Source organism: Saccharopolyspora sp. NFXS83, from assembly GCF_026241095.1.
Lineage (GTDB): Bacteria > Actinomycetota > Actinomycetes > Mycobacteriales > Pseudonocardiaceae > Saccharopolyspora_C.
Map to the genome: position 1 here is coordinate 179,946 of NZ_JAPFGB010000011.1, position 23,467 is coordinate 203,412.

Annotated in this window: 20 protein-coding genes; 13 read left to right on the forward strand and 7 right to left on the reverse strand. The window is 72.0% G+C overall.

Annotated elements, in window-relative coordinates; translation table 11 throughout:
• Positions 1–152 precede the first annotated feature (152 nt).
• From OOZ19_RS14780 to OOZ19_RS14810, 7 genes are all read left to right on the forward strand, one after another.
• Positions 153–536, forward strand: a complete 384-nt coding sequence (locus tag OOZ19_RS14780; protein ID WP_266090675.1) for a hypothetical protein — start codon at positions 153–155, stop codon at positions 534–536.
• A 199-nt stretch (positions 537–735) separates the two neighbouring features.
• A complete protein-coding gene (locus OOZ19_RS14785) occupies positions 736–1,326 on the forward strand; it encodes a type VII secretion system-associated protein (protein WP_266090676.1) in 591 nt (196 codons plus the stop codon).
• Positions 1,327–1,355: 29 nt separating this feature from the next.
• Positions 1,356–2,051 carry a type VII secretion system-associated protein gene (locus OOZ19_RS14790; RefSeq protein WP_266090677.1) on the forward strand — a complete coding sequence of 232 codons (696 nt, stop codon included), beginning with the start codon at positions 1,356–1,358 and terminating at the stop codon, positions 2,049–2,051.
• 93 nt (positions 2,052–2,144) lie between these two features.
• Positions 2,145–3,107, forward strand: a complete 963-nt coding sequence (locus OOZ19_RS14795; RefSeq protein ID WP_266090678.1) for a hypothetical protein — start codon at positions 2,145–2,147, stop codon at positions 3,105–3,107.
• 20 nt (positions 3,108–3,127) lie between these two features.
• A complete protein-coding gene (locus tag OOZ19_RS14800; protein ID WP_266090679.1) occupies positions 3,128–3,769 on the forward strand; it encodes a type VII secretion system-associated protein in 642 nt (213 codons plus the stop codon).
• Complete coding sequence (locus OOZ19_RS14805) at positions 3,766–4,365, forward strand: type VII secretion system-associated protein (protein ID WP_266090680.1); 600 nt, start codon at positions 3,766–3,768, stop codon at positions 4,363–4,365. The genes OOZ19_RS14800 and OOZ19_RS14805 overlap by 4 nt, the downstream gene beginning before the upstream one ends.
• Before the next feature lie 293 nt (positions 4,366–4,658).
• Positions 4,659–7,067: a right-handed parallel beta-helix repeat-containing protein gene (locus OOZ19_RS14810; protein WP_266090681.1), complete on the forward strand. Its 2,409-nt coding sequence runs from the start codon at positions 4,659–4,661 to the stop codon at positions 7,065–7,067.
• A 169-nt stretch (positions 7,068–7,236) separates the two neighbouring features.
• Here the strand turns inward: OOZ19_RS14810 and OOZ19_RS14815 are convergent, their stop codons facing one another.
• The 6 genes from OOZ19_RS14815 to OOZ19_RS14840 form a co-directional block, all read right to left on the reverse strand.
• Positions 7,237–9,531 carry a hypothetical protein gene (locus tag OOZ19_RS14815; protein ID WP_266090682.1) on the reverse strand — a complete coding sequence of 765 codons (2,295 nt, stop codon included), beginning with the start codon at positions 9,529–9,531 and terminating at the stop codon, positions 7,237–7,239.
• Between the two features lie 577 nt (positions 9,532–10,108).
• On the reverse strand, positions 10,109–12,988 hold the full coding sequence (locus OOZ19_RS14820; RefSeq protein ID WP_266090683.1) for a hypothetical protein: 2,880 nt from the start codon (positions 12,986–12,988) through the stop codon (positions 10,109–10,111).
• Positions 12,989–13,178: 190 nt separating this feature from the next.
• Positions 13,179–13,925 (reverse strand): ABC transporter ATP-binding protein, encoded by a 747-nt coding sequence (locus OOZ19_RS14825; RefSeq protein ID WP_266090684.1) that lies wholly within the window; start codon positions 13,923–13,925, stop codon positions 13,179–13,181.
• Positions 13,926–14,398: 473 nt separating this feature from the next.
• On the reverse strand, positions 14,399–14,755 hold the full coding sequence (locus OOZ19_RS14830; protein WP_266090685.1) for a hypothetical protein: 357 nt from the start codon (positions 14,753–14,755) through the stop codon (positions 14,399–14,401).
• Positions 14,756–14,815: 60 nt separating this feature from the next.
• Positions 14,816–15,052, reverse strand: a complete 237-nt coding sequence (locus OOZ19_RS14835) for a DUF397 domain-containing protein (RefSeq protein ID WP_184482649.1) — start codon at positions 15,050–15,052, stop codon at positions 14,816–14,818.
• 260 nt (positions 15,053–15,312) lie between these two features.
• Positions 15,313–16,191: a Sco1979 family transcriptional regulator gene (locus tag OOZ19_RS14840; protein WP_266090686.1), complete on the reverse strand. Its 879-nt coding sequence runs from the start codon at positions 16,189–16,191 to the stop codon at positions 15,313–15,315.
• 258 nt (positions 16,192–16,449) lie between these two features.
• Here OOZ19_RS14840 and OOZ19_RS14845 point away from each other — a divergent pair, with 258 nt between their 5' ends.
• From OOZ19_RS14845 to OOZ19_RS14855, 3 genes are all read left to right on the forward strand, one after another.
• Positions 16,450–17,247 (forward strand): exodeoxyribonuclease III, encoded by a 798-nt coding sequence (locus tag OOZ19_RS14845; RefSeq protein WP_266090687.1) that lies wholly within the window; start codon positions 16,450–16,452, stop codon positions 17,245–17,247.
• A gap of 271 nt (positions 17,248–17,518) precedes the next feature.
• Positions 17,519–18,037, forward strand: a complete 519-nt coding sequence (locus OOZ19_RS14850) for a DinB family protein (protein WP_416309435.1) — start codon at positions 17,519–17,521, stop codon at positions 18,035–18,037.
• A gap of 70 nt (positions 18,038–18,107) precedes the next feature.
• A complete protein-coding gene (locus OOZ19_RS14855; RefSeq protein ID WP_266090689.1) occupies positions 18,108–18,764 on the forward strand; it encodes an HD domain-containing protein in 657 nt (218 codons plus the stop codon).
• Positions 18,765–18,813: 49 nt separating this feature from the next.
• On the opposite strand, the gene OOZ19_RS14860 is transcribed toward OOZ19_RS14855, so the two are convergent.
• Entirely contained in the window at positions 18,814–20,304 is a 1,491-nt protein-coding gene (locus tag OOZ19_RS14860) for a S8 family peptidase (protein WP_266090690.1), read from the reverse strand.
• A 588-nt stretch (positions 20,305–20,892) separates the two neighbouring features.
• On the opposite strand from OOZ19_RS14860, the gene OOZ19_RS14865 reads away from it, so the two are divergent.
• From OOZ19_RS14865 to yhjD, 3 genes are all read left to right on the forward strand, one after another.
• Positions 20,893–21,123, forward strand: coding sequence for a hypothetical protein (locus OOZ19_RS14865; RefSeq protein WP_266090691.1), 231 nt, complete (start codon positions 20,893–20,895; stop codon positions 21,121–21,123).
• Positions 21,124–21,277: 154 nt separating this feature from the next.
• Positions 21,278–22,261 (forward strand): tryptophan--tRNA ligase, encoded by a 984-nt coding sequence (gene trpS, locus OOZ19_RS14870; protein WP_266090699.1) that lies wholly within the window; start codon positions 21,278–21,280, stop codon positions 22,259–22,261.
• Positions 22,262–22,327: 66 nt separating this feature from the next.
• Positions 22,328–23,371 carry an inner membrane protein YhjD gene (gene yhjD / locus OOZ19_RS14875; RefSeq protein WP_266090692.1) on the forward strand — a complete coding sequence of 348 codons (1,044 nt, stop codon included), beginning with the start codon at positions 22,328–22,330 and terminating at the stop codon, positions 23,369–23,371.
• Positions 23,372–23,467 lie beyond the last annotated feature (96 nt).

The following is a 23,467-nucleotide window of genomic DNA, read 5'->3' on the forward strand; positions in this document are numbered from 1 at the left end:
CGGGCGGTCAGCGACCGGATCTTCTTCGGCCACGGCTCAGAGGACGCGCAGCTGGACGCGGCCTCGATGCGGAGCGCGCTCGGGCCGCTCACCTTCGACGGCTTCACCGACCGGCTGCGCGGGACCGGGAGCAGGCGTTCTTCCTGCCCGGCGTGTCGCTGATCGACGACCTGCGCCGAGGGGAGGTCGACCGGTCGGAGGCCGCCGCATCCCAGGCGCGGCGGTACGGGGTCGACGAGGCCGACGCCGCCCATCTGATCGACACCGCGGCGGTCCTCGCCGCGCCCCGCGATCAGATCACCCCGATGGCGCTGACCGAGAACTACGGCAGGTCGCGGGAACGGGCGGAGGAGCGGGTCGCGGACGCCGCCGTCAACTGCTCGCGCGGCCACGGCGACCGGCGGCACGCGGTACACGGCCCCGGAGCTGCGCCGGATCCGGGACGTTCCGCCCGGAATCCGGCGAGGTGCTGGAGCGGGAGCACGTCTACTACGCCGAGAACGTGCCCGTCGGCTGCGACTGCTCGCTGCGGTTGATCTCGCCCGGGGACGGCCGCGAGGGCGGGGGATAAGGTGGGAACCGCGCAGGGGAGGGGCGACGGCACACGGCCCGAGCGGGCCCGCCGAGCCCCGCCGGGAGGTCCGGAACACCGCCCCCGCGCAGGACCGCGGCGGACGGGCCGGGCGCGGCTCCGGGCGGCAGAGCCCCATCGATCGGAACGACGGGAATTCCCCAATGCGAGACGACACCCCGCCCGAACCCGCGGACGGCGAAGACCGCCAGTGGGTGCTGCTGCTCGACCCGGCCTGGCGGCCCGAGTCCGAGGACGAGACCGCTCCGGTCGAGGCCGTCATCGGTGCCTGGCTGCTGGAACCCGACGGCGGCGTCGGGCCGTTCCAGCCGAACCCGGCGTACCAGCCGTCCCGCGAGGACTCGCCGACCGACCCGGTGGATGCGACCGTGCAACTGGTGGCGCGCGGCGACCAACCGGAGAGCGCCGTCGTCTCGACGATGCGCGACGCGATGTTCGGCATCGCGCTCGACGAGCGGGGCGCGGCGATCGTGACCCCCTCCCCGGACGGAGTCCCCGCCGTGCTGGTGGCGACCGCGCCGCTGCACGCGCGACGGCTGGAAGGCCCCACCTGGCAGGAGATCAGCGCCGCCGACCTGGCCGCCTCGCTGCCGGAGGAGGGCGTGGACGTGCTGCTGAACCCGGGCGCACCGGCGTCGATGCGGGTCGTCGCCGCGGCGCTCAGAGCGGCGGTCGCCGAAACCCCGCGGCAGGCGCCACCGCCCGCCCCGTTCGCGCGGCCGGACCAGTCGTGAGCACGCCGGACCAGGGAGAGGATCGCGTCGTGGGGGACACGGCAGGCACCGCGCAGAGCACCGGCGCGGACGGCGCTCCGGAGCGCACCTCGGACGGCGCCGCCGAGACCGAAGTCTTGGAAGGCGACCACTGGGCGCTGCTCATCGACCCGAACTACGAACCGGAGCAGCCGGGCGACCCCGTGCCGGAGGAGGCCATCGTCGGCGCCTGGTACGTCGACGAGGGCGGGGTTCCGCAGCGCTTCACGCCCAACCACGCCTACCGGCCGTCGAGCCCGGACGTGCCGACCGACCCGTTGGACGCCCAGCTGCGGCTGGCCGCGCGCGGGGAGGCCTCCGCGGAGGACTTCGTCGCGACCCTGCCCGGCGCGACCTTCTGCATCGCGCTGGACGAGGACGACTCCGCGATCGTGACCCGCGCCCCGGACGGGTGCCCGTCGGTGCTGGTGGTCACCGCGCTCGCGCACGCGCACCGGCTGCACGTCCCCTCCTGGCAGGAGATCACCGCCGAGCGGCTCGCCGCGCTGCTGCCCGCGGAAGGCGTCGACCTGCTGTTCAACCCGGGCGCCGAGGCGTCGGTCCGGCTCGGCGCGGACGAATTCCGCCACGCCCTCGCCCAGGAACGGAGCCCGGCCGCCGAGGACCCGGGCGGTTCCGGGATCACCGGGGCCGGGGATCGCCGGAACGAGCAGGTCGCGGGCGGCCGGGCGCCGAGCGGTTCGTGAGGGTTTGGCCGACGCCCGGAGCCCCGGCACCGGGTCGTACCTGAGCCGCGAACGCGTCGTGGGATCCTCTTCCACAGGAGAGGGAGGTGTGCGGTGTCCACTGCCGATCGAATGCACGAGCTGCTGCTGCACGTGGCGGGACGGGTGCCGGACGACTTCCTCGCCTCGGCGAGGGAGAAGCTGGCCAACGGCGCGGTCGGAGAGGTCGCCGGTTCGATCTGCGAACGGCTCGCGCAGGACAAGGTCTCGGTGACCATCGCGCAAGCCGGACTGCTCAGCGAGCTCGTCGACGACGGTGCCTCCGCCGTGTTCACCGGCATCCCCATCGCCGACGAGGCACCGCCCTCGGTGTGGCTGTTCGACGGGGACGACATGCCGGAGCGGACCGCCGAGACGACCGCCGCGCTGATCGCGGTGCTGTCCCGGAACCCCGCCGCCCTCGGCCTCTGGATCGCGTGGCGCAAACCCTTCCGCGGCGAGGGGCAGCGGCTCCCCGTCCACGTGGTGACCGTCGACGACTCCGGCGACCAGCCCCGCCTCAGCGGTGAGCTGCACCGCGCGCTGGCCGGCCACCCCGACGTGCCGCGGATCGAGGTCGTCGGCCCGGAGGACGTGCCCGCCTACCAGCGGGCCGCGCGCGGGCGCGGCACCTTGGCGTGGGCGGCGACCGAACCCGGCGAGCTGCAGGTGGCCCGGGTCTTCGACCGGGTCGACCCGGAGCGCGGCCCCGAATTCGACCGGAACCACCCGATCCTGGAGCAGGCGGAGCTCAACCACGTCCTGGAGTACCTGCGTTCCGGCGAGGTCCTGCTGAGCACCGGCGCGGTGCTGGACGACGTCGTCGAGCCCGAGCGCGGCGGGGTCGTGCCCACCAGCTACCGCGGCGACGGGACCTGGCTGTGGCCGGACGCCATCGCCTACTACCTGGAGCAGCACGGGCTCGCTCCCGATGAGCGACTCCTGGAGCACATCCGCGACGTGGGCAACCCGCCCGCTCGGATGGACGCGGTGAGCACCCACCGTGCACTGCGCCACCTGCTCGAACCGCCCAACTGACATCCCGGCAGGTGAGGAGGATGACCATGCCGCCCGAGACCGGTGAAGGCGACTCGAACTGGTATCTGCTGATGGATCCGGGCTGGGCCCCGGCAGCGGAGGAGACCGAACCCCCGCTCGCGTCCATCATGGGCCTGTGGGCGGTGGGCGAGGACGGTGAACTGGGCCGGTTCCGCGCCAACCCCGAGTACGCGCCCAGCGACCCGAACGCCCCGGCCGACCCGCTCGACGGCTTGTTCCGGCTGCTGACCGCGCGCCGCGCGGAGCCGGACCAGGTGCGGCTGCTGCTGCGCGACAGCGAGGTCGAAGTGGCGTTGGGTCCGGGCGGCGGGCCGCTGGTGGTCCGGTCCCCCGACGACGTCGCCTGCCTGCTGGTCGCCACCTCACCGGCGTACCGCCTCGCCTCCGACAAGGTCGGCTCGTGGTGGCGCACCGGCGTCGAAGGCCTCGTCGACCTGCTGCCCGACGGCACCGACGTGCTGTTCAACCCGGGCAGTCCCGGCTCGTTGCGGCTGGTGGCGAACTTCGTGCGGTCCGCGCGGAAGCCGTCGGCGGAGCAGCTCGCCTCGGCGCGCACCAGCCTGCCCACCGCGGCGGGCGAGGACCTGCGGCTGCTGGCGTGGCGGATCGAGGCGGAGCCGAACGGGGAGGAAACCCGATGAGCGAGGAACCCCTTGCGGAACCGGCGCCGGAACCGGACCGGGAATCGGCGCCGACCGATTGGATGATGCTCACCGACCCGGCGTGGACGCCGGAGGACGAGCAGAGCGAGCCCCCTGGCGAGGTGCTGCTCGGCGGCTGGCCGATGTGGCCGGACGGTTCCTGGGGCCGCTTCCAAGCCAACCCCGGTTACCGGCCGATGAACCCGGATTCTCCGAGCGACCCGGTGGACGCGGTGCTGCGCCTGATGGTGCGCGACGACTACGGCGCCGACGCGCTGCTGTCGGTTCTGGAGGACACCGCGCTGGAGATCGCGCTCGACGAGAACGGCGTCGCGGTCGTCGACCGCGCCCCGGACGGCGTGCCTTCGGTCCTGGTGGTCACCGCGCCGATCCACCGCGACCGCGTCGGGGCCGACGACTGGCGCGGCACCCACGCCGCCGAGATCGCCGAAGCGCTGCCGGAGACCGGGGTCGACGTGCTGCTGAACCCGAACTCGCCCGCTTCGATGCGGCTGTCCGCGGACGCCTTGCGCGAGCACTTGGCGTCCGCGCCGGACGACGCCGCCCAAGGACCGGTCCGCACGGAGATCGGATAGCGTTGTGACGTGGGGGCGCCGTCGAGGCGGCCCATGAAGGATGTCCCCAGGATCAGCGGTCCGCCGGGGTCGCTGCTTCGCGGGGACGGTGAGAACGGCTATGACTGAGAGCATTGCCGCAGCGAACCGCGGAACCGCCCGTCGACAGGGTGGACGCGGGCATTCGCGGGGGCGCCCCGTCGCGCACCACGATTCCGACCGCATCGGGTGCTACCACGCCGCGCGGGGTGCCGGGAGCCGGTCGTCGGGGACGTGGCGGTCGTACGCACGGTGAGTACGGAGGAACCGGGAACGTGAGCCAGAACGTCATCATGGTCACCCAGGGCACTGGCCAGGGGCACCGGAGCATCGGCGACGCCGTCGACAGCGCGTCCGAGGGTGCGGTGATCGTGGTGGGGCCGGGCCGCTACACCGAGAACCTGGTGCTGACCAAAGCCATCACCATCACCGCGGAGGACGGGCCGGGCACCGTCCGGATCGTCGCGCACAAGGGCGTAGCGGTCGCGCTGGCCGCTGATTCCGCCGCGCTGTCCGGAGTGACGGTCGACGCCATCGACGGGGAGAACCCGGCGGTGCTCGCGACCGCGGGTCAGCTCACCCTCACCGAGTGCGAGGTGCGCGCCAGCGGCTGGGCGGCGATCTACGCCCGGGACGCCGGCAGCGTCCTGATGCGCGAGTGCAAGGTCCGCAACCAGGTCGGCGCCGGCGTCGTGGTCACCGCCGCGCAGGGCGGCGTGCTGGACTCCTGCGAGCTGCTCGAACTGGGCACCTCCGCGGTGGTCGTCGCCGATGGCGGGGGCCTGACCGTCCGGGCCTGCGTGGTGCGGGAAGCCGCGGGCAACGGCATCTGCTTGAACGGCCGTGGCCGCATCACCGTCGAGGACACCACCGTCGCGGGCACCTCGAAGCCCGCCATCGCGGTCGAGCAGCACGCCCAGCTCACCGCCACCCGCCTGAACGTCGTCGACAGCCGCGGCATCGGGTTCTACCTGGCCAGCTCCGAGTCGGTGCAGCTGGAGGAGTGCCGGGTCGAGCGGGCCGGGGCGGAAGGCATCTACGTCGCCGAGAACTGCGCGCCGATCATGCGCGGCTGCCGCGTGCAGGGTTCGCGCGGCCGCGGCTTGCACTTCGCCGGTCGGGCCGCCGGTGAGATCAGCCGCTGCGAAGTGTCCGATGTGGACGGAATCGGCATCGGCGTGACCGAGCGCAGCGTTCCCGAGTTCGACCAGACCACGGTGTCGGCCTGCACCAGCGGTGTCCGGGTGGACGACGGTTCCGACCCGTTCTTCAGGCGGCTGCGCGTGGTCGGCAGCGATGGTGCGGCCATCGCCGTCGACACCGGCGCGCGAGGTCGGCTGGAGAACGTCGAGATCGACCAGACCGGCGACGCCGGCCTGGAGGTCACCGGGGAAGCCCGGCCGGCCGTCAGCGGCTTGAGCGTTCGCCGCGCCGGTGCCGCCGGGGTCTCGGTGAACGGCGCCGCGCTGTCGCTCGGCAACTGCGACATCACCGAGTCCGCGGGGGACGGCGTGCTCGCCGGAGCCGGTGCCGACGTGTCGCTGCAGAAGTGCCGCGTGCACGGCAGCCGCGGTACGGGCTGCCGGTTCGCCGAAGGCGCCTCCGGCTCCGTCATCGACTCGGAGTTCACCGGCAACGCCTCCGACGGCGTGCACCTGGAGACCGAGGACTCGGTGCAGCTGTCCGGCTGCACGGTCCGCGACAACCGGGGCAGCGGTGTCCGCCAGCTCAAGCCGAGCGCGAAGATCACCGTCGAGAATCTGATCAGCGGTGGCAACGGCGCGCAGGACGCCTACGGCAGCTCCGCGTCCGCCCCGGCCGACCCGCCCGCGGACCAGCCCTCCCAGGAGACCCGCGACCGGGCGCCCAGCGGTTCCGACCCGCTCGGCGAGCTGAACCGGCTCGTCGGCCTGGACGGCGTGAAGCGGGAGGTGAACTCGCTGGTCAACCTGAACAAGATGGCCAAGCGGCGGGTCGACGCGGGCCTGTCGGCGCCGCCGATGGCCCGGCACCTCGTCTTCGCCGGAGCGCCCGGCACCGGCAAGACCACGGTCGCCCGGATCTACGGCCAGATCCTCGCTGAACTGGGCGTGCTGCGCTCCGGCCACCTCATCGAGGTGGCGCGGGCCGACCTGGTCGCGCAGATCATCGGTGGTACCGCGATCAAGACCACCGAGGCGTTCAACACCGCGCTCGGCGGCGTCCTGTTCATCGACGAGGCGTACACGCTCAGCTCCGGTCGCGGCGGCAGCGGGCCGGACTTCGGCCGGGAAGCGATCGACACCTTGGTGAAGCTGATGGAGGACCACCGCGACGACGTCGTGGTGATCGCCGCCGGCTACTCGAAGGAGATGCAGGACTTCCTCAGCGCCAACCCCGGCATGGAATCCCGGTTCAGCCGGACCATCGAGTTCGCGAACTACTCGCCGGAGGAACTGGTCACGATCGTCGAGACGCAGTGCCGCAAGCACGATTACAAGCTCGACGAGGACGCCGTCGGGGTGCTGCTGGAGTACTTCGAGGGCATCCCCAAGGACGGCACCTTCGGCAACGGCCGTACGGCTCGCCGCGTGTTCGAGGCGATGACCGACCGGCAGGCGTCCCGGCTCGCCGCGGACGTGTCCACCCTGCCGGACGACCTGACGATCCTCAAGGCCGAAGACCTCGACATCTCCCTGGTCTGATCCTCGGCCCCGCCGGATCCTTTTCGGCCTGGGCTGCGGAACCTCAGCCGTCTCCCCGCCGTCCTCGCGAGCAGACGGCTGAGAACCCGCTGCGGTGCCGGGTGCTCGGTTGTCCCGTCAGCGACTTCGCCGCTGACGGGACAACGATCAAGAAATCGCCCGGGATCTCCTAGGCCGTGCCGTCGGCCTGCGCGGTCGCTTCGCCGGACTCGACGACGGCCATCGAGACCGTTGCCGTCGTTGAGGATTCCTGCTTCGCGACCTTGGTGGCGGGCCCGCTCCCAGTCGTCGCCACCGGTGCCACCGCCGCCGAAGCGACGGTCTTCTCGACCGCTCGAACAGGTGCTTGCGCTCCCGCCACCGCGGTCTTCGCCCCGGAGTCCTCCGCGCGGTCGGCCGCATCGGTCGCATCGGTCGCGGCGTCGGCTTCCGAGGAGTCCTCGCCTCCGGCGGTGCGCTCCGATCCCGACGAGTCCACGGTTGCGGCGGTGCCCGCAGCTCCCGACGTGTCCGCGCGCCCGGACGCCTCTCCCGTTGCCGGTGCGGTGTCGGTGTCCGCGACTTCCGCCGTGCCGACGGCCGGTGCGGTGGTGGCCTCGCGGTCACCGTGCTCGGCTGCGCCGCCGCTACCCGGCACCGCATCGGCCGTCACCGCCGCGCGGTCGGTCGTCGTGAGGTCCGCTGGTGCGGCCCCGGTTTCCGGCGCGGTGCCGCCGGTGTCCGCTCCGCCCGCATCGGTTTTCCCGGCCACGGCCTCGGCCGCTTCGGAACCGGCGTCCCCGGAGACGGTGGCTCCGGCTTCAGCGATCACGGGGTTGTCGGCCGTGGCGATCCCGGGAACGGGGGCTCCGGCTTCGGCGGCGCCGGAGGTGTCGGCCGCGGTGGCGCTGGACCCGGTTGCCCCGGTCTTCGCGACGCCGGTGGCTTCGGCGGTCGCCGCTGCGGCGGTGCCGGGAGCGGTGACCGCCGTGCCGAGGGCGACCCTGATGGTGGCGCCGTCGACCCGCACGGTCTGGGTGGACTCGGTCGCAACCGGCCCGCTCGACGTCGTGAGGGGCGGCGCGGCATGTCCGCCCGCAGCGTGCGGAGCGCGGACGCGCAAGGTGGCGGGTTCCTCCTGCGCCACCGTCGCGGAGAGCGCCCTGGGGAACGCGACCCGACCGCGCAGTTCACCGGCCGCCGCCAGCAACCTCCCGCGCGCGGCCCGGTCGGCGATGCCCAGCACCAGGATCCGCACCCGCGCCAGTTGTTCGCGGTCCAATCCGACGAGGAGGCGGTTCAGCGCGAGCGGCGCCCCGTCGGGAAGCGGCGTGCAGGGCGTGCCGACGGTTACCGTCAGCCGATCCGGCTCGAACGCGAGCCGATCCGCCGAAGAGGCGGACGCGGCCTTGCTCGCGGGCACCAGTGCCAACCCGGCGGGCACCACCTTGGCGATGATCTCGTGCGGAGTCGGCTGCGCCTCCGGCGAACCGCTCCAGCGGAACCCGAGCGGTCCGGCAGGCAACCAGCCGCGCGGCGCCGGATTCGCCTGGACGGCGACGGCGCTGCCGTCCGGCGAGCAGCGGAGGGCGGCGACGAACGGGCGCCACACCGGGTTGCCCAGCTCATCGGTGAGGTGGGCCGCTTCCGCGCCGCCGCCGTGCTGGAGGGGGCCGATCGCGGCGACCACGTCGTGCCCGATCATTCGCGCGAGTTCGGTCAGCCACCGGCCGGACGCGATCCCCTGGTCCAGCGGCACGATCTGCATCCGCACCCGCATCGCTTCCGGGAATCGACGCAGCAGCGCCGCGGCCTGGGGCGGCACCATCGCCCGGCCACCGAGCACCAACCTCGGGTGGGCGAAGGAAACCGGGGTCCACCGGGCGACGTCGAGCAGCGGGACGGCCCCGTCCGGGACCGCCGCCAGCCCCGCGGGCACCGGGCGGACGTGCAGGTTGCCGTCGTAGCCGGAGGTCCGGGGAAGCCGTTCCTCCCACTCCGGCCGGGGGTAGCGGGTGCCGTGGGGTTCGCCGGGACCGTTGCCTGTGAACCGCATCCAGCGGTGGTCGTCGTCCCCGGTGTAGACGCAGCCCCCGCCCACCAGGCTGAACGAGCCGCTCGGAGCGTAGATATCGGCGGGGAACTCGCGGGCGAGCTTCTGGGCCGCCGAGCGGCCGCGCGCCCGTTCCCCGAGCGCGGGGACTGCCAGCCACAGCCTGGGGCGTTCGAGGGAGTTGCGGCGCGTCCGCTGCGCCGCGGCCAGCGCCGACCGGCATGCCTGGCGCAGCGCGGTGCGGAATCCGCTGGCCTGGGCGACGGCCGGGGAGGCCAGCACGAGGCCGTCACCGGGGGCGATCGGAACGGCGCCGAACAGCCCGGCGCTCTCCTCGTCCGCAGTGGATCTGCGCACGATCAGCACGGTCGAGCCGTGCGACCGCACGATCAGGTCGCGAACCCGCGTGGTCCCGGATTCGGGGTCTGGCATCGATTCGCTCTCGTTCTCCACGCTCGGAGGTCCGCTGCCGGTCCGTTCGCGCGGCGAGTCCGCCGCGCCGATCCGTCGACGAGTCCGGCCGGTCGGGGACCCGTGCGCCGGTTCGGCGCCGCCCGCGTTCCGGGGCGGGCCGACGAACGGCCAGATCGCTGGGCCATCGCCGACGTTGGCCTCGATGGGGGCTCGCGTTCGCCCGGATCAGCGCCGACCGCGGCTCCGCTGGGTGTGCACTGAGAAGAACAGTAGCACCGGACCGGTGACGCGAGCCGTGCTGCGCCGACTCGCAGTGATCATCGGATGCGCGCCGGTACGACCCGCGACCGGACGGCTCACGGCATCCGGAACGCTCGCGGAAGCGGCGGCGCGGGACGTCGTCCTCGCAGCTCAGGGGTGGTGTCGTGAGGTGCGGGACGTCCGGGCGTCGGGTTTCCCGGTGGCGCGGTGGGCAGGCTCGCGCCGGGCTCTCGGGGGATTTCCCTGCGAGGAGGGACCGCGCGCTCGTCGGCTCCCGGACGCGGTGGCGCCGGGCGGCCGGTTCGGCGGCAGGCGCCGGGGCTCACCGGGCCGCTCAGCTCCGCACCGGCTCCGGCAGGTCCCCGGGCACGAGGCCCACCGGCTCGGTGATCCGCGCGAGCGCGTCACCGGTGGCCGTGCGGGCGTTCACCCGGCGGATCCGCGCCAGCGCCCGGCGCAGCGGGGGGAGCAGCTCGGAACCGGTGTCGCCGGTGGAGCCGAGCACCTCCGCCGAGTCCAGTTCGCGCAGCAGCAGCGCAGGTCCGTCGGCTCCGCGGTCCACGTCGAGCACGACGAACCGCCCACCGGCGGGGAAGACCGCTTCCTCCGGAGCGTCGGGGCTCTGGAACGCCGACAGCCCGCGGGCTCCCCGCGACCAGATCAGCACCTGCGCGAACCCGTCGGCGGTGACCTGCTCGGTGCTCGCGCTGAGGAATCCCGCTTCGGACAGCACCATCCCCGGTTCGTAGGCGTCCACTTCGTCCAGGCTCAGCAGCCGGTGCACCGGGCCGCTGCGCGCCGGGAACCGGCGCAGCCCGGACATCAGGCAGGCGGCCTGCTCACCGGACTCGTCCCGTTCCGGGCGCCGCAGCACGCGGTTGACCGCCACCGCGCCGAACTCCCCGGGGCCGAGGTAGAGGTGCACGGCGACCAGGTCCGCTTCGGCTTCTTCCGGTTGCCGCGCGCGGAGTCCGGGGGAGGCGGTGAGCGCGGCGCGCACGGCTGTCAGCGAGGTCTCGAAATCGGACCCGGCCCGCCGGGCGAAGGTGGCGCGCTGCAGCTCGGTGCTGGGCCGTTCGGCGAGGAACGGCGGCAGCGCCGGGGCGGGCACCAGGGCGGCCCGCTGCTCGGGGATGGCCCGCCGGGACCGCTTGCGGAATGCTGCCGCGGACAGACGCAACGTGCGCTCCGCCGGGGCGATCCCAGGTTCGTCCGATGTGGACTGGGTGGGGGCGTCGGCGGAGGTGGCGGTCGCGGCGGCGAGTCGCGGGGCCTGGCCCTCGGCCTGCTTCGCCGCGGCCAGCTCGGCCCTTCGCTGCGCCGACCGCCGGGACAGCGCGGAGGCGCCCGGTTGCCGCTTGGGAAGTCCCGAGGCGGAGACCGGCCCGGCCCCGCCGGACTGCCGCTGGACGTGCTGTTCGGGTTCCGGTCGTGCCGTGACCGGAGCGGAGAGCTCCGTGGTGACGGGCGACAGGCCGACGATCGGAATCCTGGTGGTGGCGTCCGCGTGCATCGCCGCGGGCGGATCGCCGGGCTCGCTGGCGTTCCCGCTCGCCGAACCGTCCGATGTGAACCGCGAGACGGCGGATCCAGGGGTGTTCTCGTCCGGTTCCTGGCTTGCTTCGCCGGTCTGCTCGGGGGTGGACGCCGCCTCCGGCGCGGTTGCCGCCTGCGTCCCGGCTGCCTCCGGTGCGGAGAGGGCATCGGCCGCATCGGCCTCGGGATCCCGGACTTCGCCGGTGGTGGCGGCCTCCGGCGCTGGACCCTGGGTCGGCTCCGCCGCGGCCGGTGCGTTCTGCGCGCTCGGCTCGGTCTCGGCCGGGCCGGGACCGAACTCGGCCGCGGCGCTCGTCTCCGCTCCCGCACCGGCGGGCAGCACGGCGGGGAAGTGCACGCGGCCCGCCAACTGACCGGCCGCCGTGCGGAGCTGTTCGCGCACCGCCTCTGCGGCGATGCCCAGCACCAGCACCCGCACCCGCTCCAGTTGCTCCGCGTCCAACCCGGACAGCAGCCGGTGCAACGCGACCGGCATTCCTTCGGGCAGCGGAGTGCACGGCCAGCCCACCGTCACGGTCAGCCGGTCCGGTTCGTGCGCCAGCCGATCCGCCGAACCCGTGATCGCGGCCCTCGGGGCGGGCAGCAGCGCGAGCCCCGCGGGCACCGCCTTGGCGACGATCTCGTGCGGCGTCGGCTGCGGTTCGGTCATCGCCCCCCACCGGAAACGCGTCGGACCGGCCGGGAGCCAGCCCTGCGGCGCCGGTCCCGCCAGCACCGGTGTCACCTGTCCGTCCGGTGAGTACCGCAGCAGCGCGGGCAGCGGTCGCCACACCGGGTTCCCGCTCTCGTCGGGGACGAAGGTGAACTCGGAGTGCCCGCCGTGCCGGATCAACCCGGTCGCCGCGACGACGTCCTGCCCGACGAGCGAGGCGAGCCTGCCCAACCACTGCGGGGAAGCGGTCTCCGGGGAGGCGGGCACCAGCTGCATCCGCTCCCGCACGGACCCTGGGAACCGCCGCAGCAGCGCCGCCACCTGGTGCGCGGCGATCGGTGGCCCTCCGGGGGAGCCGAGCACCACCCGCGGGTGCTCGGCGGACACCGCCACCGCGTGCGAGATCTCCTCTGCGGCGGCCTCTTCGGACGCCGCCGCGGCCAGCCCGGCGGGTACCGGCTTGGTGTGCAAGCCACCGTCGTGCACGACGCCGCGCGGCAGCAGCGGCTCCCACGGCGGCTGGGGGTAGCGGGCGCTGTGCAGCTCGCCTGGCCCACCACTCGGAAACCGCACCCAGCCGTGGTGATCGGTTCCGGTGAAGATCGACCCGCCGACCACGAAGGTGACCGGCCCGTCCGGGGCGAACACGTCGGCGCTGAACTCCCGCGCGAGCTTTTGCGCCGTCGACCGGCCGCGACCGTCCGACCGGCCCGATCTGGAGACCGCCAGCCACAACCGGGGTGAGTCCGAATCGGACGGACGGGAACGGCCGGCGGCGGTGAGCGCCATCCGGCAGGCGTGCCGCAGCGCGGTGCGGAAACCGTTGCCGCGGACGGCGTCCGCAGAGGCCAGCACGAGTCCGTCACCGGGCGCGACCTGGACCGTGGCGAACACCCGCCGCTCGGTCTCGTCGTTGCCGGCGGAATGCAAGATCAACACCGTCGAGCCGAGCGGCCGGACGATCAGGTCGCGGACCCGGACGGGTTCGACTTCCGGTTCAGACATCGACACGCTCTCGTTCTGCGCGCTCGAAGAATCGCACCGTGCTCCGCTCGCCGGGGATCGGTGGATCGACCCGGGTGGCGGGGCTGTCGGGCCACCGGGCGCGGTGTTCGGTGGGCAGCGCGGGCGCCGCGCGGCGCTCCGCGTACGCACCATGATCGCATCCGCCGTTGCCGGTGTGGGGGGCAGCGGTTCAGGCGATGTGCTCGGCCCGAGCCTCCCGCGGCTCGCACCAGCAGTCCCCGGGACGCTCCTTGTCCTGCACTACTCGCCCGTCGTGCAGGGCGATGAGCCGATCGGCGTAGGCGGCGGCTGCCGGATCGGTGGACAGCAGCACGACCGGCAGGCCGAACTCGTTGCAACAGCGCCGCAGCAGCCGCAGCAAGTGCCGGCCGTTGACCGCGTCCAGCCCGGCGGTCGGCTCGTCGGCCAGCAGCAGGTCGGCCTGCTGCACCACCGCTCGCGCCAGGGCCACGCGCTGCTGCTCGGCACGGGTGAGCGACTGCGAACTCCGCCCCAGCAGCTCGCGCACGTCCAGCGCGTCCAGCGCGCGGTCCAGCAGTTCCGGATCCGCGCGCCGCCCGGCGGTGTCCAGCGGCAGCAGAAGGTTGTCCAGCACGGTCAGCACGGGCAGCAGATTTCCCTGCGGGTACACGATCCCGATCCGCTCCCGGCGGAATTCGGTGCGGGCCGCTTCGTCGAGCGTTCCCAGGTCGGTTCCGGCGATCCGGACCGTGCCGTGCGTGGGGCGCTCCAGCCCGGCCAGGCACCGCAGCAGCACCGATTTTCCGGAACCCGCCGGGCCGAGCACGCTTGTGCAGTGCCCGGGCGACGCCCGCAGGTCCACTCCTCGCAGCACGGGGCGGCCGGGCACCCCGAACTCCTTGCTGATCCCGTCGGCGATCAGCCCACCGCTCCTAGTCGGGCATCGTCCGGGCACCGGGTCCTCCTCGTCATCGTGGCGCGCGGCGCGGCCGCCGGCGTACCTCAATACCGTCGCCGACTCGGTGAGCCGGGCGGATCGGCTCTTCGGCCGGATATCAGGCAGTGCGGGGCCGTGTTCCGAGCGCACGCCTTTCTGCTCCGTCAGACGTGCCGGGAGCGGCGGGGTTGCTCGAGGTGGCGCGGCGGCCTCGGCCGATCCGCCGAGGCGGGGTTCCGGCACGGCCGGGAGCACGTGGTCCGGGGGCATCGCGCGGGAAGAGGGGGATGGCCCGCGCTGCAGGGCGCGGCCGGTAGGTGCCCGACCGGCCGCGCCACGCGGCGGGGGAGCGGGACCGGCGAGCGGTCCCGCGGAGAGCTACGCGCCGACCGCTGTTCCGCTCGAGTTCGGGCGGTTCGGGGGCACGGCCAGCGCGTTCGACCGCACCGGGACGGGGGTGGTGCGGGGTTCAAACGCCGGGCGAAGCCGGATCAGGCCGAAGCGGCCAGCCAGGCGGATCGCCCGGCGTGAGTGGGAACCCAGCAGCCTTTGGAGGGGGCGGCCCGCTCCGGTTCCGGGTTTTCCAGTGCCAGCGCTGCTTCGATGACGTCGCGGGAGGAGCCGGTGGTCCGCCACAGCACCGTCTTGGGGAACAGCACGTCGGGTTCATCGCCCGGGATGCGGGCTGCGTCGGCGTCGTCCTCGTCGTAGAGCTGAACGATGTCGATCACGCCGTGGTGCACCCGGATGCCGACTACGGCGATCAACGTGCCGTTCGAGTCACGGGGGTGCGCGAAGTGGAAGTCGCGGGCGATGAGTGCCTGCAAGCCGTCCGTTATGTCTTTCATGACGCCACCGAGGGTTATGCGCGAACGCTGGTCGAATGCTGGTGAGAGCGCGAAAGGGGGCTAGACGATCAGGTCATCGAACTCGCCGTCCTTGGCCCCCGACAGGAAGGCCGCGATCTCGTCTCGGGTGTAGATGAGCGCGGGACCGTCGGGGTAGCGCGAGTTGCGGACGGCGATCTCCCCGTCCAGCAGGGAGGCCAGCTCCACGCAGTTGCCGACCGAGCCGCTGTAGGCGCTCTTGCGCCAGGCGGCGTCGGGCAGGTGTCCTGCGGTCATTCCGTTTCGGATCTCCGGCATCGAAGGTCCCAGCCTTTCCCCGACTTGCTTGCAACGACCAACTGCACGTGCATTCGATCGTGCAAGGACCGTATCACTGAACGTTGGAATGATGAATGCACGTGCAGACGCACGGGAGCCAGGGTCGGTGACGTTCCGCGCATGAATGATCACGCGGAGCCGAAGTCCCGTCACCGCAATCGCAGATTAATCCTGCTTACGGCGGTGTGCGCGACGCGCCATCGGGATCCGGCGCGTAACACTCTTCGGAGAAATGTGACCTAAATCTCTTTGTGGAGCGCCTTGCGGGCGGCGTGCAGGGTCTTCCGGGTCGCTTCGGGGGTCTGCGCATCGACCGCGAGCCGGTGACTCACCTTGCTGTACAACTCCACGTCTTCCGGCTTGTCCAAGTACAGCGCGCCGGAGAGGTGTTCGAGGTAGACGATGTCCGGGATCTCCTGCTCGGCGAACCGCAGGATGGTGAACGCTCCCTCGGCCCCGGACCGGCCCAGGTCGAGCGGCAGCACTTGCAGCGAGACGGTGGGCAGCTTGATCACCTCGAGCAGGTGATCGATCTGCTCGCGCAGCACCTCCACCCCGCCGATCGGCCGGTGCAGCACCGACTCGTCGATGACCGCCCACAGCCGCGGGGCGTTCGGCTGGGTGAACAGCCGCTGCCGGTGCATCCGGAGCCGGACGCGGCGCTCCACCTCGTCCTCGACGGCCTCCGGCCTGCCCTGGCTGGAGATCGCCCGCGCGTAGGTCTCGGTCTGCAGCAGGCCGGGCACGAACTGGATCTCGTAGGTCTGGATCCGGGAAGCGGATTCCTCCAGTCCCACGTAGTCCTGGAACCACGACGGGACCAGGTCGCTGTAGCGGTGCCACCAGCCGGGCTGGTTGGACTGCCGGACGAGTTCGAGGAAGGACCCGCGCTCGGACTCGTCGGTGACGCCGTAGAGGGTCAGCAGGTCGGCGACGTCGCGTTCCTTGAACCCGACCCGGCCGAGCTCCAAGCGGCTGATCTTGGAGCCGGAGCCGCGGATCTCGTACCCGGCGTCCTCGCGGGAAATGCCGCTGGCTTCGCGCAACCGGCGCAACTGGCTCCCCAGGACCAGCCGACGAGCGGTGGGGCCGCCAGTCGCGGCACCATCCGTGGTCACGTCCAGACCTCCCGCATTTCACACGGTCGTTTCCATCGACACATCGCCATGGCTCCGGTACGCCCCGTTGCCCGACAGGGCAGTCTAGCCCATGTCATCGCACTACCTACGAAGGTTGTGGGTCGTTCCGGCAGGTCGAGCACGCCATGATCAACATCTCGATGATTCCCCAGTTCGCGTCAATCCGAGGCAGTGTCCCCGCAGAGCCGCGTCGAACGCAACGTCGGTTCGTCGGTACCGATCGTTACGCTCATCGTCGTGTTCACCGTCTCGACCGTCAACGTCAACGGATTGCGCGCCGCCGCGAAAAAGGGATTCGTCGAGTGGCTGGCCGGAACCCGGGCCGACGTCATCTGCATGCAGGAGACCCGCGCCGAACCGGACCAGCTCACGGCCGCCGTCCGCGAGCCCGAAGGCTGGTTCCCGCTGCTCGCGCCCAGTTCGGCGAAGGGGCGCAGCGGCGTCGCGCTGTACTCCCGCGCGGAACCCTCGGCTTCGCGGATCGGTTTCGGCAGCGCCGAATTCGACGACAGCGGGCGCTACGCCGAGATCGAGCTCCCCGGACTCGTCGTCGCCAGCCTCTACCTGCCCAGCGGGGAGGTGGGCACGGAACGCCAGGACGAGAAGGAACGGTTCATGGCGGAATTCCTGCCCCACCTCGAATCCCTGCGCACGCGCGCACGTGAGGCGGGAAAGGAGGTCCTCGTCTGCGGGGATTGGAACATCGCGCATCGCGAAGTGGACCTGAAGAACTGGAAGGCCAACCAGAAGTCCGCGGGTTTTTTGCCCGAGGAACGGGAATGGATGAGCCGCGTCTTCGACGAACTCGGCTACGTCGACGTCTTCCGCGCTCGCAATCCCGAAGGCCCGGGGCCGTACTCCTGGTGGTCCTACCGCGGCAAGGCCTTCGACAACGACTCCGGCTGGCGCATCGACTACCTGGTCGCGACCCCCGGCCTGGCCGAGCTGGCCACCGAGTCCTGGGTCGAGAAGGCCCCGTCCTACGACAAGCGCTGGAGCGACCACGCCCCGGTCACGGCGACCTTCGACCTCTGACGCTCCGCGCCCGATCGTGCGGGCGGTGTGCTGACTCGACAGGTCCCGATCAGGCACGTCCAGGGCGGGAGGCGCCGGGCGTGCACGAGCTGATCGGAGCGAGCCGCGGCGAGATCGACGCGTTGTGCGCACGCTCTGAGCACGTCGTCTTGATCCGTTCCTCCAGCGTCCAGTCCGGCCGAACCCGTCGTGCGCGGGGGAAATTCGGTTGCCCGCGGGGGTGGGCCGTGGTGAAGATCGCGGTATGACTACGTCGCAGCACCGCGCCGACATGTTCCTCGACCCGGCGGTCGATCCTCGGGACAGCGATGCGCCGCCGGGCGGCGAGCGGTCGACGCTCGTGGAGTACCTGCGCTACCAGCGGCTGACCTTGCAGCTCAAGTGCGAGGGGCTGGACGCCGAGCAGTTGGCCCGCCGCGCGGTCGAGCCGTCGACCATGTCGCTGCTCGGGCTGCTGCGGCACCTGGCCGACGTGGAACGCTGCTGGTTCCGCCGCCGGTTCGCCGGTCAGGACGTGCCCAACCGCTACCAGTCCGCCGCCGAACCCGACGGCGATTTCGACGGTGCCGTGGCGGACCGAGCCGTGGTGGACGAGGCGTGGGCGGCTTGGCGCGACGAGGTCGCGTTCGCCGAGCGGTTCGCGGCCGAGACCGACCTCGACTTCGTCGGGCACGACGGGGGTGTGCGGACGCTGCGCGAACTGCTCGTGCACATGATCGAGGAGTACGCCCGCCACAACGGCCACGCCGATCTCCTGCGCGAACGGATCGACGGCCGGATCGGCGAGTAGCGCGGCCGAATCCGGGACGAGGATCGTGCGAGCGGTTGATCGGGGTGCCGGTGGTGGTCAATCTGAGCAGGTGGAATCCGAAGAAGAACTGATCGCCCAGCGCAGCCCGTTGCCCGACTCCGTCGTCGGGAGGCTGCGGGAGCAGCTGGTGTTCGTGGCCGAGGTGGACAAGCTCAAGACCGTGCTCCGGCAGTCGCCGCTGGCCGCGGACGATCGGCGGGAGAACGACGCCGAGCACTCCTGGCACCTGGCCTTGATGGTGTCGGTGCTGGCCGAGCACTCCGACGAGCCGATCGACGTCGGCCGCACCATCGAGCTCGTCGTGGTGCACGACCTGATCGAGATCTACGCGGGGGACACCCCGCTCTACGACGACGAAGGCCGGGAAAGCCAGCAGGAGCGCGAAGAAGCCGCCGCGGACCGGTTGTTCGGGTTGCTGCCCGACGACCAGGAGCGGCGCTTCCGCGAGCTGTGGGACGAGTTCGAGGACCGGCGCACTCCGGAGGCGCGGTTCGCCAAGGCGATCGACCGGGTGCAGCCGCTGCTGCTGAACTGGCTCACCGGGGGCGGGACGTGGCGCACTCCCGGCGTCACCGCGGACGTCGTGCGCGAGCGGAAAGCCGTGATCGGTGAAGCATCGACTCCACTGTGGACGGCGGTGCGGGCGCTGATCGACGAGGGCGAACGGCGCGGCTGGGTGGCGCCGGGAGCGGTGCGCCCGGACTGAGGCCGCGCACCGGTGCGCCCTCCGCGAGGAAGGCGCACCGGCTTCCGGGTCAGCCGACCGCGTCGAGGGCGTCGATCAGCCCGGCGCCGTAGAAGCCGGCACCGGTGTCACCGCCCGCGCAGACCGCGTCCGGCTTGCCGTCGCCGTCCGGGTCGTAGGCCGTCGGGCACGGCAGCGCGTCCGCCTGGCCGGACAGCGCGCCCGTCGTCTGCGGCGCGTTCCACTCCGGGTGGGTGCTGCGCAGCAGCGCCACCACGCCCGCCGCGTGCGGAGACGCCATCGAGGTGCCCTGCATCCAGCCCCAGCCGCCACCGGGGACGGTGGAGAGGATCCGGCCGTTCGCCGACGGCGTCGGCGGGAGCTGCTTCGCGTCGCCGCCCGGTGCGGTCACCGTCGTCGAGCCCAGGCCGTAGTTGGAGAAGTACGACTTCACCGAGTCCACGCCCACCGAGGACGTGGTCACCACGCCGGGCAGCTCGCCCGGCAGCACGGTGCAGTCGTGCCCGGTCCGCCGGTCCTGCACCGGTCCGCCGTTGTTCGGGCTGTTCGTGTCGTGGATCGGCTGGGAGAGGTCCCACCCGCTGTTGCCCGCCGCGGCCACGTTCACCACGTCGTGGCCCGCCGCGTAGGCGACGGCGCGGCGCACCGCTTCGGCGCCCGCGCGCTGGTCGGGATCGTTCTCGCACCACAGGTACCAGGGGTCGACGAAGTACGAGTTGTTCGTGACGTCGAAACCGTGCTCGGCAGCCCAGATGAACCCGCACACCGCGTACTCGGGGTAGATGAACCCGTCGTCGTCGATCACCCGCACCGAGGCGAGGCCGACGTCCGGCGCGACCCCCGCGACCCCGACTCCGTTGCGGGCCGCGGCGATCGTGCCCGCCACGTGCGTTCCGTGCGCCTGGGTGTCGTCCTCCGGCGCCCACGCCTCCACAGCGGTGTTCGGGATGCCCTCTTCGGCGCAGCTCACCGACTTCGCCAGGTCCAGGTTCGGCTTCAGGTCGGGGTGTTCCGGGTCGATGCCGTAGTCGAGCACGCCGACCGTGACCTCCGGGCTGCCCTGGGAGATCGCGTGCGCCTGATCGGCCTTGATCAGCGGGAGGTCCCACTGGTCGGCTTCCAGCGGCTCCTGCCCGTCGACCGCGGCGGGGCGGGCGTCGGCGGTGCCCTCCAAGGTCTCCAGCCGGGTGCTCGGCGGGGCGGGCGGCAGTTGTTCGGCGAGGTTGCGGCTCGCGCCCGCCTGATCCACCGCGGGCTGCGCGCGCACGGCGGCGGCGAAGCCCGGATCGGTGGAGGTCGCCACGACCACCCCGATCTGCGGCCAGCTCTGCACCACGGTGCCGCCGACGGCCCGCACCGAGTCCTCGGTGGTGCGGAGTCCGTCGCCCGTCGGTCCCAGCACCACGAAGTGCGCGGGCGCCGCGGCTTCGGCGGCCGTCGCGCTGGGCGCGGGAACGGTGGACGGGACGGCGGCGACGGCCGGGACCAGCAGGCTCAGCGCCAACGCGGAACCCGCGATGCGCAGGTACTTCCCGGGCATTCGCGGTGTCGATCGATGTGGTGACACGTGTCCTCCCACGGCACACTCGTACCGAGCGATCAGTGAATGATCGTCGGATACTCCGCCCGTTCGGGGAACTTGGGTAGGGCGAAAAGGAGTAACCCGGCGCAATCGGGTGTGCTCCCGGTGACGTTCCCGAGCCTCGCGGTGATCGCCGGAGTCGCCGGGACGCCGAGAACCGATCGCGCCGGGCCGGGCCGGCGCCGAGCGTGCGGTCGGGTGCTCCGCCGATTCGGGGCCCGCTCCTGGGCCGGAAGAGCCAGTCCCTTGCCAGTCTTGCCGCTCTGCACGACATGGCACTGGTCACCAGCCGAATCGTGTTAATTCATCGCATCGTGCGAGCAAGTCCGGCTCACCAGCTGCGATCAGTGATGATCGCCGCTTCGGGTACCCGCTGCGGCCACGCTTCGGGGGGTAAATAGGATCTCTGCGTTGTGACCGGTTTACGCAACGCGATCGTGGTGTTCACTCGCGATCGGTACGGTCCGCAACCGGGTCGAGAGTCTGATGACCCGTACGGGTTAACCGTTAAGGGAGGCAACGCTCGTGCGTAGCCGATTTGCTCGCATGACCACGCGAGGATTGGTGCTGGGGCTGTTGATGGCCACCACGGTCCTGGGCACCGCGACGGCGCAAGCCGCGGGCAGCGGCCGGATCCTCGCGCAGGACAACTTCTTCGAAGTCGCGACGGCCCCGGTCGGGCTCGCCGCCATCGGCTTCGGCGTCGTGGGCATGCTCGCCGGTGTGCTCCGCCGCAAGAAGATCGAGATCCAGCCCGAGAACCAGCGCAAGAGCTGACCGCGCGGCGTTCTCGCCGCCGATGTGCGCGACCCGGTCCCCCCGACCCGGTGGGCCTTGCGAGAATCAACGGGTGAGCAGCGACGACTCGGCCACCCAGAGCCCGCGTACTTCCGCAGCAGGCGACTCGGCGACGGGACGCGGTCCCCGCGTCTTGTCGGGCATCCAGCCCACCGCCGACTCCTTCCACCTCGGCAACTACCTGGGCGCGCTGCGGTCCTGGGTGCGGATGCAGGCCGACCACGACGCCTTCTACTGCGTCGTCGACCTGCACGCGATCACCGTCGCGCAAGACCCGGAGCTGCTGCGCAAGCGCACCCGCGTGTCCGCGGCGCAACTGCTCGCGCTGGGGATCGACCCGGACGCGTCGACCTTGTTCGTGCAGAGCCACGTGCCCGAGCACGCACAGCTGAGCTGGGTGCTGGAGTGCCTCGCCGGATTCGGCGAGGCCGGGCGGATGACGCAGTTCAAGGACAAGTCGGCCCGCCAGGACGCCGACCACATCAGCGTCGGGCTGTTCACCTACCCGGTGCTGCAGGCCGCGGACATCCTGCTGTACCAGGCGAACCAGGTTCCCGTCGGCGAGGACCAGCGCCAGCACCTGGAGCTCACCCGCAACTTGGCGCAGCGGTTCAACTCCCGCTACGGCGACACCTTCACCGTGCCTTCCGCGCACATCCCGAAGGAGGCCGCGAAGATCCAGGACTTGCAGGACCCGTCGGCGAAGATGAGCAAGTCGCAGCCGAGCGGCGTCATCGATCTGCTGGAGGAGCCGAAGCGCTCCGCGAAGAAGATCCGTTCCGCGGTCACCGACAACGAGCGCGAGATCCGCTACGACCCGGAGAACAAGGCGGGCGTGAGCAACCTGCTGGCGATCCAGTCCTCGCTCACCGGCAGCTCCATCGCCGAGCTGGAGGCCGAGTTCGAGGGCAAGGGGTACGGCGATTTGAAGAAGGCCGTCGGCGAGACCTTCGTCGAGTTCGCGACGCCGTTCCAGGAGAAGGTCAACGGCTACTTGGCGGATCCGGCGGAGCTGGACAAGGTGCTGCGCCGCGGGGCCGAGCACGCGCGGGAGGTGGCCGCCGAGACGCTGCGGACCACCTACGAGCGCGTCGGCTTCTTGCCGCCTCTGCGCTGAGGAGATCATTCGGCGGTAGCCTCAGGCCCGTTCGGGGCAGTCCCGGATGGGCCTGGAGGTGAATCCGTGACGGATCGCAGTCAACCGGCGCGCAGCGCCACTCCCGGTGAGGGCGCTTCCGGCCTGCTGCAGCGGCTGCGCCGGGACCACCCGTGGCTGGATCGGCTGATCCGCGCGGCGGCGAGGTACCAGAACCAGTACGGCGATTACTACGCCGCGGCGATCACCTACTTCAGCGTGCTCGCGCTGGTCCCGCTGCTGATGATCTCCTTCGCCGTCGCCGGATTCGTGCTCGGGGGCAATCCCGATCTGCTGGACGAGCTGCGCCGCTCGATCACCGAGGCGGTCCCGGACCCGCAGATGAGCGGCATGCTCAACCAGGTCGTGGGGCAGGCGATCGAGCAGGCGGGCGCGGTCGGGATCATCGGCCTGCTCGTCGCCCTGTATTCGGGGCTGGGGTGGATGACGAACCTGCGCGAGGCGTTGACCGCGCAGTGGAGCCAGGACCAGCAGGCCCCGCCGATGCTCAAGCGGCTCGGTTCGGATCTGCTGTCGCTGCTCGGCTTGGGCTTGGCGATGGCGATCTCGTTCGGGCTCAGCGCGATGGGCGGTGGCGCGGGGCGCGCGTTGTTCGGGCTGCTGGGCATCGGCAACACCGTGGCAGCGCGGATCGTGCTCTCGGCGCTGACGATCCTGCTTTCGCTGCTGGCGGGCTGGCTGGTGTTCACCTGGGTGCTGGCGAGGCTGCCGCGCACCCCGGTGACGCTGCGCAGCGCGATGTGGGGCGGCCTGTTCGCCGCGGTCGGCTTCGAAGTCCTCAAGCAGGTCGGCGTGATCTACCTGGGCAGCGTCACCGGTTCTCCTGCGGCAGCCGCGTTCGGCCCGATCCTCGGCCTGCTGGTCTTCGCCTACTTGACGTCCCGCTTCATCCTCTTCGTCACGGCATGGACGGCTTCAGCAGCGGAGAACGAACGACGAGCCCTCCCGGCCCCACCCGCTCCAGCCCTCATCCGCCCAGAAGTGCGCGTGAGAAGACCGAACAACGCGACCTTCGTAGGCCTGTTCGGCCTAGGAGCCCTCCTAGGCTGGACCCTCCGCAAACGCCGCTGAACAACCAACTCGCCCCACCAGCGGCGAAGCCGCAGGGGCAAGCGAAGCGATGCCTGCTTGGCGGCCGAAGGCCGTGCAGTAAGCGGCGAAGCCGCA